Raw genomic sequence first — 12,864 nt, forward strand, 5'->3', positions numbered from 1 at the left:
CCATGGTTTCCGGCATCGTGACCCTGCTGCTGATGGTGCTGTTCCTGGCGGGATGGGCGTGGGCCTGGAGCCCGCGCCGGAAAGAGGTATTCGACGACGCGGCGCGCCTGCCGCTGGATGACGGGGAGAACGGACAATGACATCTGGCTGGTCGATCTATGTCATCGCACTGGTCGTGCTGAACATCGTCGGCTGCGTGGCCCTGCTGTGGTGGACCTCCCGCCGCCGCCCGGGCGACCCGGCGCCGACCGATACCAGCCACGTCTGGGACGGTGACCTCACCGAGTACAACAAGCCGCTGCCGAAGTGGTGGATCAACCTCTTCTACATCACGATCGTGTTCGCGATCGGCTACCTGGCGTGGTTCCCGGGCTTCGGCAGCTTCGCCGGCAGCTCGGGCTGGACCTCCGCCAAGGAGCACGATGCCGAGAAGGCCAGCGAGGACGCCAAGCTGGAAAAGGCCTTCGCGCCCTACGCGGGCCAGCCGATCGACAAGATCGCGCAGGACCCCAAGGCGCTCGCCCTCGGCAAGGCGATCTTCGGCAACAACTGCGCCACCTGCCATGGCTCGACCGCGCAGGGCGCCACGGGCTACCCGAACCTCACCGACAAGATCTGGCATTGGGGCGGCTCACCCGACCAGGTGCTCGAGACGGTGCTGAACGGCCGCCAGGGCGTGATGCCCGAGTGGGGCACCGTGCTGACCGGCATGGGCGGCGCGGGCGCGGTCGACCAGGTCGCGGCCTACGTGCGCGTCATCGGCAAGCCCGACGGGATGCAGAACAACTTCCTCGCCGCCCAGGGCAAGAAGCTGTACGAAGGCGTGTGCGTGGCCTGCCACGGCGTCGACGGCAAGGGCAACGTCGCGATGGGCGCACCCGACCTGACCGACGGCTACTGGCTGTACGGCGACAGCACGGAATCGCTGCGCCAGACCATCGCCAACGGACGCCACGGCGTGATGCCGGCCTGGGCGCCGATCATCGGCGACACCCGTTCGCGCCTGGCCGCCGCCTACGTGTGGTCGCTGAGCAACGGCGCTTCGCCGGCAGGCAGCAACGCGGGCGCGCAATGAGCGCGCCCGCCCCGTTCGACCACCCGCCGCGCCCGATGGCGCAGCGGGTCGGGGCGATCCTCTGGCCGAGCTTCTTCGCCGCGGGGGTCGCCACCATGGTGTTCTTCGCCTACGTCGATCCCCTGCAGCTGCGGGACATGACGTTCCCCGACCTGCCGATTTCCCGGACGCTGGGCTACACGCTCGGCTTTTTCATGTTCTGGATCGCCACCGCTTCGTCCAGCCTGTTCACCTGGATCCTGCTGCGCCCGGCGAGCCGCTTCAACCGCGCATTGCCGCGCGACTGACCCCACACGATGGCCAACAAGAAGATCGACATCGCCCTGCATCCCGATTCCGGCGGGATGTACGTCAGCGAGAGCAAGGTCTACCCGCGCGAGGTTTCCGGCCGCTTCAACACCCTGCGCACCGCCGCGGTGTTCTGGCTGCTGGGCATGTTCTACGTGTTCCCGTGGATCAACTGGGACGGCCGGCAGTCGGTGCTGTTCGACCTGCCGGCGCGCAAGTTCCACGTCTTCGGCCTGACCTTCTGGCCGCAGGACTTCATCTTCCTGGCGATGCTGCTGATGATCGCCGCGTTCGCGCTGTTCTTCTTCACCGCGCTCGCCGGCCGCCTGTGGTGCGGCTATGCCTGCCCGCAGACGGTGTGGACCGAGACCTTCCTGTGGATCGAGCGGTGGACCGAAGGCGACCGCAACAAGCGGATGAAGCTGGACCTGCTGCCGTGGAGCAACCCGGAGCGCCTGCGCCGCAGCGGCAGCAAGCACGTGCTCTGGCTGCTGTTCGCGCTGTGGACCGGCTTCACCTTCGTCGGCTTCTTCACCCCGATCCGCGACCTCGGCGCGCGCCTGTGGCCGTTCGCCTGGGGCGGCTGGGAGACCTTCTGGGTGCTGTTCTACGCGCTGGCGACGTGGGGCAACGCCGGGTTCCTGCGCGAACAGGTGTGCAAGTACATGTGCCCCTACGCGCGCTTCCAGGGCGCGATGTTCGACCGCAACACCCTGATCATTGCCTACGACCCGATGCGCGGGGAGCCGCGCGGCTCGCGCCGCCGCGGCCTGGCCAGCGTCCTCGAGCGCGCGCGCGGCCTGCTGCCGCTGCCGGTGGCCGAGGACTACGTGGTGCGCGCGGCCTTCAATCCCAGCGCCGCCGACGCACGCAGCGGGGCGCACGGCACCATCACCTTCGCCGCGGACGCGGCCCACGCGCCGCTGCCGCAGTTCGCGCCCGAGCAACTCGGCGATTGCATCGACTGCACCCTCTGCGTGCAGGTGTGCCCGGTCGGCATCGACATCCGCAACGGCCTGCAGTACGAGTGCATCGCCTGCGGTGCCTGCATCGACGCCTGCGACGCGGTGATGGACAAGATGGGGTACCCGCGCGGCCTGATCCGGTACGACACCCAGAACGGCATCGACGGCAAGCCCACCCGGGTGCTGCGACCGCGCATCGTGGTGTACGGGTTGCTGCTGGCGGCACTGGTGGCCGGCTGGGGCTGGGGCGTCACCCACCGCAGCCCGCTGATCGCGGAAGTGCTGCGCGACCGCAATGCCCTTTACCGGGAGACCGCGCAGGGGATCGAGAACGTGTATTCGCTCAAGCTGGTCAACAAGACCGACCAGCAGGCGCGCTACCGCATCATGCTGGAGGGCGCGCCGGCCGGCATGCAGCTGCGCAACGTGCCCGCGGAAGTGGTGCTGGAACCGCAGCAGGTGCAGACGCTGCCGCTGACGGTGGCCGGGCCGGCCGGGACCCGAGGCCGCGCGCCGCTGCGGTTCACGCTGGAGTCCAGCGACGGCCGCGTGCGAAAGTCGGTGGACAGCAGCTTCTTCGGACCGATGTGATGGAACACCAATCCCCCTGGCGCAACCCGGTGATCTGGTTGCTGGTGCTGTTGCCGCTGGCGGCCGTGGTCGGCGGCATCGCGATGGTGGTGGTCGCCAGCCGCAGCAGCGGCAACAACGACGTGGTGACCGACCGCGTCTCGCGCACCGGGCAGATCCAGCAGGCCGCGACCGGACCGGACGAAGTGGCGATGGCCCGGCGCCTGTCCCTGGTGTTGCGCAGCGAGGACGGCGTGGTCGAGGCGTTCCCGGCCACCGGCGACTTCGATCGCACGGTGCCGCTCAGGCTGCTGTTCGAGCATCCGTCGGACTCCAGCCTCGACGTGACCGTCTTGCTGGCGCCCACGCCGACCGGTTGGCGCGCGGAGGCGGCGGTGCCTGCCGGCCACCACTGGAACCTGAGCGCGGCGGATGCAGCCCGGACATGGCGGCTGAAGGGCCGCATGGACAAGGCGGGGCACGCCGCCCGCCTGGCACCGGCGCTGCGCGCGGAGCCCTGAGATGGCCCAGGCCGCGGCCGCGACCCGGCCCGGCGCCCGCGACGCACACGGGGCGCCGGCGCGCGCGACGGACACCTGCTTCCACTGCGGCGACGCGTTGCCCCCCGAGCCCGTGCTGGCCGTCGTCGGTGGCACGCGGCATCCGTTCTGCTGTTCCGGCTGCGCCGCGGCCAGCGCCTGGATCCAGGATGCCGGGCTATCGGACTACTACACCCTGCGCACCGCCAACGGCGCCCGCGTCGACCTCGACCCAGCCGCTCTGGAGGTCTGGGATGCGCCCTCGGTGCAGGCCGAGCACGTGCGCGCGGTCGAGGGCGGCTGCGAGATCACCCTGATCGCCGACGGCATGCACTGCGCCGCCTGCGCCTGGCTGATCGACAACGCGCTGGCGCGCGAACCCGGCGTGCGCGAGGCCACCGCCAACGCGATGACCGGGCGCCTGCGCCTGGTCTGGGATCCGGCGGCGACCCGCCTGTCGCAACCACTGCAGCGCCTGCGCGCGCTCGGCTACACGCCCTGCCTGGCCACCGGCGCCGCGCGCGAACAGGCGAAGCGGCGCGAACGCAACCGCGACCTGATCCGCATCGGCATCGCCGGGCTCGGCACCATGCAGGCCATGATGTTCGCGGAGGCGCTCTATCTCGACACCGGCAACACCATGTCCGGGCCGATGCGCGACTTCCTGCGCTGGATCACCTTCCTCGTCTCGACCCCGGTGGTGTTCTACGCCGGCTGGACCTTTCTCTCGGGGGCCTGGCGCGAATTGCGGCTGCGCCGCCCGGGGATGGACACCCTGGTCGCCACGTCGACCCTGCTGGCGTACTTCGCGAGCGTGTGGGAGACGATCACCCACGGGCCGCATGTCTGGTACGACGCCGCGGTGATGTTCGTGTTCCTGCTGCTCGCCGCGCGCCTGCTCGAGCAACGCGCGCGACGCGTGGCGAATGCGCAGGTGGATGCGCTGGCGCGGGCCCGCCCGGTGTTCGCCACCCGCGAAGCCGGCGATGGTGGCCACGAGGCGATCCCGCTGGCCGCGCTGGAGGCCGGCGATGTCGCCTACGTGGCCGCCGGCGACACCGTGCCCGCGGACGGCACCCTGCTCGACGCACCCGCGCTGCTCGAGGAAGCGCTGCTCACCGGCGAGTCGCGCCCGGTCGAACGACAAGCGGGCGAGACCGTGCTCGCCGGCAGCATCGCCCACCAGCGCCCGCTGCGGATGCGGGTCACCGCGACCGGCACCGGCACCCGCCTGTCCCACCTGATCCGCCTGGTCGAGGACGCGCAGGCGCACCGGCCGCCATTGGCGCGGATGGCCGACCGCATCGCCGCGTGGTTCGTGGTCGGCATGCTGCTCGCGGCCGCCGCGGTGTACGTCGCCTGGCGCGTGCACGACCCCTCGCGCGCGTTCGAGGTCGCGCTCGCCTTGCTGGTGATCAGCTGTCCGTGCGCGCTGTCGCTGGCGGTGCCGGCCGCGCTGGCCGCCGCGCATGGCGCGCTGGCCCGCGACGGCGTGCTGGCGACCCGGCCGGATGCGCTGCAACGCCTCGCCGCCGCCACCGACGTGGTGTTCGACAAGACCGGCACCCTCAGCGACGGGCATCCGCAACTGGAGGACATCGCCACCTTCGCCGGCCTCGACGCCGACGCCGCGCTGCGCATCGCCACCGCGCTGGAACGCGGCAGCCGGCACCCGCTGGCGCAGGCGTTCGAAACGGCGGCGCAGGCGCGCGGGCTGCAGGTGCCGCATGCCAGCGACGCCAGCACGCAGGCGGGCCTGGGCCTGGCCGGCAGCATCGACGGCCGCGCGTGGCGGCTGGGGCGGGCCGACTTCGCCGCCGGCCGCGAGGACGATGGCCGCCTGTGGCTGGGCGATGGCGCCACGGCGTTCGCCGCGTTCCGCATCGGCGAACGCCTGCGCGACGATGCGCCGGACGCGACCCGTGCCTTGCGCGCGATGGGGCTGTCGCTGCACCTCGCCAGCGGCGACGCGCGCGACGCGGTGGCGCGCGCCGGCGAGGCCCTCGGCATCGCGGATGCGCATGCGCGACTGTCGCCGGAGGACAAGCTGGCCCGGGTCCGCGCCTTGCAAGCCGACCGGCGCCACGTCGCGATGGTCGGCGACGGCATCAACGACGCGCCGGTGCTCGCCGCCGCGGACGTGGCGATCGCGATCGGCGAGGGCGCTGCGCTCGCCCATCGCAGCGCCGACCTCGTGCTCGCCGCGCCGGTGCTCGGACGCATCCCGCGCGCGATCGCCCTGGCCCGCCGCACGCAACGCATCACCCGCGAGAATTTCGCCTGGGCGCTGGGCTACAACGCGATCGCGCTGCCGCTGGCCGCGCTCGGCTGGGTCACGCCGTGGCTGGCCGCGCTGGGCATGGCGGTGTCCTCGCTGACCGTGACCCTGAATGCCCTGCGCCTGACCCGGAGGCCCGCCGCGTGACCATCCTGCTGCTGCTGATCCCGCTGAGCCTGATGCTGCTGGGGGCGGCGGTGTGGGCCTTCATCTGGGCGGTGCGCAAGGGCCAGTTCGACGACCTCGACACCCCGGCGCTCGACATCCTGCGCGAAGACCCGCCGCCTGCCTCGCAGGAGCCGCCCGCCGATGCCGATTGACTGGCTGGTCCTGTTCGGCGCCTTCGCCAGCGGCCTGCTCGGCACGGTGCATTGCGTCGCGATGTGCGGCGGGATCGCCACCGGGCTGTCCCGCGGCAAGCAGGACACCGCGTGGATGGCGGCGCTGCCGAATCTCGGGCGGGTGCTCGGCTATGCGCTGGGCGGCGCCATCGTCGGCGGCTTCGGCGGCGGCCTGCTGGCGCTCGCGCGCGACCCGGGCGTGGGCATCGCCATGCGCGCCGCGGTGGGCATCGTGCTGGTGGTCGCCGGCCTGCGCCTGCTCGATCGTGGCGGGCGGCTGCCGCGCTTCGCCGGCGGTCCCGGCGCGCGCCTCTGGCACTGGCTGGCGCCGTTGCGCGCGAAGGTCTGGCCCGCCGACACCGCCCCGAAACGGTTGGCGCTGGGCATGCTCTGGGGCTGGATGCCCTGCGGCCTGTCCACCACCCTGCTGGCGGCGGCATGGCTGCAGGCCAGCGCCTGGCACGGCGCGTTGACCATGGCCGCGTTCGGGATCGGCACCCTGCCGGTGATGGTCCCACTGACCTGGGCCGGGATGCGCATCGGCCGCCACCTGCAGCGTGGCGGCCTGCGCGTGGCCGCCGGCACGCTGGTGATCGGCGCCGGCCTGCTTACCCTCGCCGGCCCCTGGCTGATGCAGGTGCCGGCGTTGCATGGCGTGCTGTCGGCGCTGGGCTGCCGCAGCCTCGGCTGACGTCGATCAGATCGCCGCGACCGCGTGCTCATGCACGCCGGCCACCGCGCGCCCGGAGGGATCGGCCATCGCCGCGAACGCGGCATCCCAGGCGATCGCCGCCGGCGACGAGCACGCGATCGACTTGCCGCCGGGCACGGTCTTCGCGCAGGCCTCGCCCGGGAACACCTCCTCGAAAATGCGCCGGTAGAAATACGCTTCCTTGGTCTGCGGCGGGTTGACGGGGAAGCGCTGCCCGGCCGCGGCGAAGTCCGCATCGCTCACGTGCGCCTCGGCATGCGCCTTCAGGCCGTCGATCCAGCCATAGCCGACGCCATCGCTGAACTGCTCCTTCTGCCGCCACAGGATCTCGCGCGGCAACGCGCCCTCGAACGCCTCGCGCAGCACCGCCTTCTCGATCCTGCGCTGGCCGTCGGCGCCGACCCCGCCCATCTTGTGCGCCGCGTCCATGCGCATCGCCACGTCCATGAACTCGACGTCGAGGAACGGCACCCGCGCCTCCACGCCCCAGGCCATCATCGCCTTGTTCGCGCGCAGGCAGTCGAAGCTGTGCAGCGCGTCCAGCTTGCGCACCAGCTCGTCGTGGAACTCGCGCGCGTTCGGCGCCTTGTGGAAGTAGAGGTAGCCGCCGAACAGCTCGTCGCTGCCCTCGCCGCTCAGCACCATCTTCACCCCCATCGCCTTGATCCGCCGCGCCAGCAGGAACATCGGCGTGGACGCGCGGATGGTGGTCACGTCGTAGGTCTCGATGTGGCGGATCACCTCCGGCAACGCATCGAGGCCTTCCGCGAAGGTGTAGGTGAAGCCGTGGTGCACGGTGCCGAGCGCGTCGGCGGCGACCTGCGCGGCGGCGAGGTCGGGCGAGCCCTCCAGCCCGATGGCGAAGCTGTGCAGGCGCGGCCACCAGGCTTCGCCGCGGTCGTCGTCCTCCACCCGCTTGCGCGCGAACTTCGCGGCGCAGGCGGCCACCAGCGACGAATCCAGCCCGCCCGACAGCAGCACGCCGTAGGGCACGTCGCTCATCAACTGGCGATGCACCGCGCGCTCGAACGCATCGCGCAGCTCCGCCTTGCCTGCAGCCACGCCCTGCACCGCGCCGTAGTCGCGCCAGGCGCGCTTGTACCAGCGCGTGAGCGCCCCGGTCGCGCTGTCGTAGACATGGCCCGGCGGGAACGCCGCCACGTCATCGCAGACGCGCACCAGCGCCTTCATCTCCGAGGCCACCCACAGCCGGCCGTCGGCATCGTGGCCCCAGTACAGTGGACAGACGCCCATGTGGTCGCGCGCGACCAGGACGCGCCCGGCAGCTGCGTCCCACAACGCGAAGGCGAAGATGCCGTTGAGCCGGCCCAGCCAGGTTTCCGGTGCCTCGCCATCGCGGTGCAGGGCGTTGATCACCTCGCAGTCGGACCCGGTCTGGAAGGCGTAGGGCGTGGCGAGGCGGCGCTCGAGCTCGCGGTGGTTGTAGATCTCGCCGTTCACCGCCAGCGCCAGCGCGCCGTCCGCGGAATGGATCGGCTGCGCACCGCCGGCGGGATCGACGATGGCGAGGCGCTCGTGCACCAGCAGCGCACGAGCCTCCACGTGCACGCCGCTCCAGTCGGGGCCGCGATGGCGCTGGCGCGCCGACAGCGAGAGCGCCAGCGGGCGCAGCGGATGCAGGTCGGCGCCGGGGCGCAGGTCGAAGACACCGAGGATCGAACACATCGTGGAAGTCCTTGCAGGGGATCGGGAGGGTCGGAAACGAAGAAGCCCGCACTTCGCAGTGCGGGCTTCGGGAAGATCAGCGTGTGATGCGCGCGCTAATCGCCGACCCGCGGGGGGCTGGCGTTATTGCGATTATTCAAGGCGGCGCGCGCGGCGGTCATGCGGCGATCCTGCCGCAGCGCTTGCCATCTGGCAAGCGACCCTTTCTGATGCAACCGTCGGCGACCCGCCCGGGTGGCCACCCCCGGGGATCCCGATGAGGCGATGGCTCAAGCGCGGCGCACTGGCGCTGCTGGCGTGCGTGGTGGCGTTCCTGCTGCTGGCCTGGTGGCTGCTGCGCGGCAGCCTGCCGACGCTGGAGGGCACGCAGTCGCTGCCCGGGCTGGCCGCGCCGGCCTCGATCGCGCGCGACGCCGACGGCACGGTGACCATCGATGCCGCCAGCGAAGCCGACGCGATGCGCGCGCTCGGCTACGTGCACGCACAGGAACGCTACTTCGAGATGGACCTGCTGCGTCGCACGGCCGCCGGCGAACTCGCCGCGCTGTTCGGCCCGATCGCGGTGGACAAAGACAAGCGACATCGCATGCACCGCATGCGCGCGCGGGTGATGGCCCACCTGCCGCGCATCGCCGGTGACCAGCGCGCGGTGCTCGATGCGTACGTGGCCGGCGCGAATGCCGGGATCGCGGCATTGCGCGTGCGGCCGTGGCCCTACCTGCTGCTGCGGCAATCGCCAGCACCCTGGCGCGCCGAGGACAGCCCGCTGGTCGGCGTGGCGATGTACTTCGACCTGCAGGATGCCGACAACGCGCGCGAACTCGCGCTGTGGCGGATCCGCCCGCACCTGCCGGACGCGGCCCATGCCCTGCTGGCGCGCGACGGCACGCGCTGGGACGCGCCGTTGCAGGGCGCGCCGCGCGGGGATGCCGCGCTGCCGGCGGCGAGCCTGCTCGACCTGCGGCGGCTACCTGCGCCGACCGGTCCCGCGCCCGGGGCCGCGGCGACCAAGGGCACGCCCGGGAGCAACAACTTCGCGGTCTCCGGCGCGCTGACCGCCGATGGCCGCGCGATCGTCGCCAACGACATGCACCTCGGCCTGCGCGCACCCAACCTGTGGTTCCGCGTCCGCCTGCGCTACCCGGATCCCGCCGCGCCCGGAGGCCGCGTCGACGTGCAAGGCGTGACCCTGCCCGGCCTGCCCGGCGTGATCGTCGGCAGCAACGGGCATGTCGCCTGGGGCTTCACCAACAGCTACGGCGACTACCTCGACTGGAAGCGCGAACGGCCGTGCGGATCCGCGGCCGACGCCGGATGCGCGCGCGTGGCCAGGCATCGCGAGCGCATCGCGGTCGCCGGCGGCGACCCGGTCGACCTCGACGTGGAGCAGACCGACTGGGGCCCGGTCGCGCATCGCGAGGCCGACGGCCAGCTGCTGGCGTTGCGCTGGACCGCGCACCTGGAGGGTGGCGTCAACCTCGGCCTGCTGCGGATGGCGCGTGCACGCGATGCCGCCGACGCGCTGCGGATCGCCGACGGCGTGCGCATCCCGACCCAGAACCTGGTGCTGGCGGATCGCGAGGGCGCGATCGCCTGGCGCCTGCTCGGCCTGCTGCCACGACGCGCCGACGGCTGCAGCGCGAGTGCGTCGGTCGACACCGGCGGCTGCACGCCATGGCCGGTGGCCAGCGCCGGCCATCCGGTGATCGCCTCGCCCGCCAGCGGCCGCCTGTGGACGGCGAACGCGCGCGTGGTCGACGGCGAGGCGCTGCGACAGGTCGGTGATGGCGGCTACGCGTTCGGTGCCCGCGCCCGGCAGATCCGCGATGCGCTGTTCGCCCGCCAGCGTTTCGCCGAGCGCGACCTGCTGGCGATCCAGCTCGACGACCGCGCCCTCCTGCTGCAGCCGTGGTGGGGCCTGCTGCAGGCGCGCGCCAAGGCCGCGCCGACGCCGGCGATGACTGCGCTGGCCGCCGCCGCATCGCACTGGGAGGGCCGCGCCACGGTGGACTCGACCAGCTACCGGCTGGTCCGCGGCTGGCGTCGCGCGGTCCACGCACGCATCGCCGAAGGCTTGGCCGCGCCGGCGCAGGCCACGCTCGGCAAGGACTTCGTGATGCCCGACCTGCCGCAGCTGGAAGGCGTGGCCTGGCCGCTGGCCAGCCAGCGCCCGCCGCACCTGCTGTCGCGGCGGTACGCCTCATGGGACGCGCTGTTCGAGGACGCCGCACGCGAGGTCCGCGACGAACTCGCCAGGCAAGGCCCGCTCGCCGCGCGCACCTGGGGCGAACGCAACACCGCCGCGATCTGCCATCCGCTGGCGGCGGCCCTGCCGCTCGTCGGCAAGCGCTGGCTGTGCATGCCCGCACAGCCCCTGCCCGGCGATGGCGCGATGCCGCGCGTGCAGGGACCGGCGTTCGGCGCCTCGGAGCGGATGGTGGTCTCGCCCGGCCACGAGGCGGACGGCGTGTTGCACATGCCCGGCGGACAGAGCGGGCACCCGCTGTCGCCGTTCTGGGGCGCGGGGCACGACGATTGGGTGGCCGGCCGCGCCTCGCCCTTCCTGCCCGGGGAGACCCGCTACCGCTTGCAGCTGCAGCCCTAGGCGGCGGCCGCCAGCGACGCCGGCAACGCATCCAGCGCGCGCCGGACATCGGCGACGAGGTCGTCGGTGTCCTCCAGCCCCGCGGACAGGCGGACCAGTCCATCGCCGATGCAGGCCGCGGCGCGCTCCTCGGCGGTGTAGGTCGAATGGGTCATGGTCGCCGGGTGCTGGGCCAGCGACTCGGCGTCGCCCAGGCTGACCGCGCAGGCCACCAACTCGAGCGCATCGATGAAACGCTGGCCGGCCGCCAGACCGCCATGCAGGTCGAACGCCACCATCCCGCCCGCCTGGCGCATCTGGCGGCATGCCAGTGCGTGCTGCGGGTCGCGCGCCAACCCGGGGTAATGCACCTTCGCCACCGCCGGGTGCGCCTCCAGCACGCGCGCCACCGCCATCGCGTTGGCGCAGTGCCGGTCCATGCGCAGCGCCAGCGTCTTCAGGCCGCGCAGCAGCAACGCGGCGTCCTGCGGCGACAGCACCGCGCCGGTCATGTCCTTGAGGCCTTCCATGCGGATCCGGGTGGCGATGCCGGCGTCCGCGGCGACCGCGACGCCGGCGGTGACGTCGCCGTGCCCGCTGATGTACTTGGTCGCCGAATGCACCACCACGTCGGCACCCAGCGCGAGCGGCCGCTGCAGGTAGGGCGTGCAGTAGGTGTTGTCGACGACCACCAGCGCACCCGCCGCATGCGCGGCGGTGGCGACTGCGGCGATGTCGACCAGGCGCATGTTCGGGTTCGCCGGCGTTTCGAAATAGACCATCCGCGGCTTGCGCGCGAGGGCCACGGCGACTGCCGCGGGATCGGTCATGTCGACATGCGTGGTGCGCACGCCGAAGCGGCCGATGCCGTGGTGGAGGAAGGCGAAGGTGCAGCCATACAGGGTCTTGTCGACCAGGATCTCGTCGCCGGGCTGGAGCAGGGTCCACAGGGTGGCGGTGATCGCGCCCATGCCGGAGCCGAACGCGACCGCGGCGGCGCCGCCCTCTAGCGCCGCCATCCGCGCCTCGAACAACGCCAGCGTGGGGTTGGCGATGCGGGTGTACACGTAGCCGGCGGATTCGCCGGCGAAGCGGCGGCTGGCTTCGGCCGCGCTCGGAATGGTGAAGGTCGCGCTCTGGAATACCGGCGGCACCAGTGCGCCCTGGTGGTCGGCGGGATCGTAGCCGTGGTGGATGGCCGTGGTCGAAAAGCCGTTCATGCGCGTGTCCGCCGGAGATTGGCAACAGCCTATGCATCTCGCCGGGGCATGCGCTGTCCATCCTGCTGCGCATCGGTCGTCATTACAGTAAATTTTGCCCAATTGATCCGCATTGCAGGAATTCCATGCCATGACCGCACCGCTGGACCGGATCGATCGTCGCCTGCTCGCCCTGCTGCAGGACGACGCGCGCCTCACCGTGGCCGAGCTCGCCGAGCGCGTGTCGCTCTCCACCTCGCCCTGCTGGCGGCGCATCCGGCGGCTCGAGCAGGCGGGCTACATCGCCGGCTACCACGCACGCCTGTCGCCGGAGAAGCTGGGCTTCGGCATCACCGCCTTCGTCAGCGTGGTGATGGGCAGCCATACCCGCGATGTCGCCCGCGCCTTCGAAGCCGCGGTGCAGGACATCCCGCAGGTGATCGCCTGCCACAACGTGTCGGGCGAGTACGACTTCCTGCTGGAAGTGGTGGCCAGCGACCTCGCCGCCTATGGCGAGTTCGCGCGCAGCGTGCTGCAGGCGCTGCCCGGCGTGCGCGAGCTACACTCCAGCTTCTCGCTGATGTCGATCAAGGCCACCCGCCAGCTGCCGCTGCCCAGCGGCTGAGC

Annotated in this window: 12 protein-coding genes; 10 read left to right on the top strand and 2 right to left on the bottom strand. The window is 72.2% G+C overall.

Features of this window, described 5'->3' with window-relative positions; translation table 11 throughout:
• Nucleotides 1-2 precede the first annotated feature (2 nt).
• From ON759_RS04510 to ON759_RS04545, 8 genes are read left to right on the top strand one after another with little or no spacing between them, the layout of a single operon-like run.
• Nucleotides 3-140: a cbb3-type cytochrome oxidase subunit 3 gene (locus ON759_RS04510; RefSeq protein WP_271679169.1), complete on the top strand. Its 138-nt coding sequence runs from the start codon at nucleotides 3-5 to the stop codon at nucleotides 138-140.
• The gene (gene ccoP, locus ON759_RS04515; protein ID WP_271679170.1) at nucleotides 137-1,075 is read left to right on the top strand and encodes a cytochrome-c oxidase, cbb3-type subunit III; all 939 of its coding nucleotides are present in this window, start codon (nucleotides 137-139) and stop codon (nucleotides 1,073-1,075) included. The genes ON759_RS04510 and ccoP overlap by 4 nt, the downstream gene beginning before the upstream one ends.
• Nucleotides 1,072-1,362, top strand: coding sequence for a hypothetical protein (locus ON759_RS04520; protein ID WP_271679171.1), 291 nt, complete (start codon nucleotides 1,072-1,074; stop codon nucleotides 1,360-1,362). Before ccoP ends, ON759_RS04520 begins: the two co-directional genes overlap by 4 nt.
• A 9-nt stretch (nucleotides 1,363-1,371) precedes the next feature.
• Nucleotides 1,372-2,919: a 4Fe-4S dicluster domain-containing protein gene (locus tag ON759_RS04525; protein ID WP_271679172.1), complete on the top strand. Its 1,548-nt coding sequence runs from the start codon at nucleotides 1,372-1,374 to the stop codon at nucleotides 2,917-2,919.
• The gene (locus ON759_RS04530) at nucleotides 2,919-3,419 is read left to right on the top strand and encodes a FixH family protein (protein ID WP_271679173.1); all 501 of its coding nucleotides are present in this window, start codon (nucleotides 2,919-2,921) and stop codon (nucleotides 3,417-3,419) included. Before ON759_RS04525 ends, ON759_RS04530 begins: the two co-directional genes overlap by 1 nt.
• Nucleotide 3,420: 1 nt before the next feature.
• Nucleotides 3,421-5,862, top strand: coding sequence for a heavy metal translocating P-type ATPase (locus tag ON759_RS04535; RefSeq protein WP_271679174.1), 2,442 nt, complete (start codon nucleotides 3,421-3,423; stop codon nucleotides 5,860-5,862).
• Nucleotides 5,859-6,035 (top strand): cbb3-type cytochrome oxidase assembly protein CcoS, encoded by a 177-nt coding sequence (gene ccoS / locus ON759_RS04540; RefSeq protein ID WP_271679175.1) that lies wholly within the window; start codon nucleotides 5,859-5,861, stop codon nucleotides 6,033-6,035. Before ON759_RS04535 ends, ccoS begins: the two co-directional genes overlap by 4 nt.
• Nucleotides 6,025-6,747, top strand: a complete 723-nt coding sequence (locus ON759_RS04545; protein ID WP_271679176.1) for a sulfite exporter TauE/SafE family protein — start codon at nucleotides 6,025-6,027, stop codon at nucleotides 6,745-6,747. Before ccoS ends, ON759_RS04545 begins: the two co-directional genes overlap by 11 nt.
• Nucleotides 6,748-6,753: 6 nt before the next feature.
• Here the strand turns inward: ON759_RS04545 and asnB are convergent, their stop codons facing one another.
• Nucleotides 6,754-8,454, bottom strand: a complete 1,701-nt coding sequence (asnB, locus tag ON759_RS04550; protein WP_271679177.1) for an asparagine synthase B — start codon at nucleotides 8,452-8,454, stop codon at nucleotides 6,754-6,756.
• Between the two features lie 256 nt (nucleotides 8,455-8,710).
• Here asnB and ON759_RS04555 point away from each other — a divergent pair, with 256 nt between their 5' ends.
• Nucleotides 8,711-11,059 (top strand): penicillin acylase family protein, encoded by a 2,349-nt coding sequence (locus tag ON759_RS04555; protein ID WP_271679178.1) that lies wholly within the window; start codon nucleotides 8,711-8,713, stop codon nucleotides 11,057-11,059.
• On the opposite strand, the gene ON759_RS04560 is transcribed toward ON759_RS04555, so the two are convergent.
• Entirely contained in the window at nucleotides 11,056-12,258 is a 1,203-nt protein-coding gene (locus tag ON759_RS04560; RefSeq protein WP_271679179.1) for a methionine gamma-lyase, read from the bottom strand. The genes ON759_RS04555 and ON759_RS04560 overlap by 4 nt on opposite strands.
• 130 nt (nucleotides 12,259-12,388) lie before the next feature.
• Here ON759_RS04560 and ON759_RS04565 point away from each other — a divergent pair, with 130 nt between their 5' ends.
• Nucleotides 12,389-12,862 (top strand): Lrp/AsnC family transcriptional regulator, encoded by a 474-nt coding sequence (locus tag ON759_RS04565; RefSeq protein WP_271679180.1) that lies wholly within the window; start codon nucleotides 12,389-12,391, stop codon nucleotides 12,860-12,862.
• Nucleotides 12,863-12,864: the final 2 nt, after the last annotated feature.

Source organism: Thermomonas mangrovi (assembly GCF_028201335.1).
GTDB lineage: Bacteria > Pseudomonadota > Gammaproteobacteria > Xanthomonadales > Xanthomonadaceae > Thermomonas > Thermomonas mangrovi.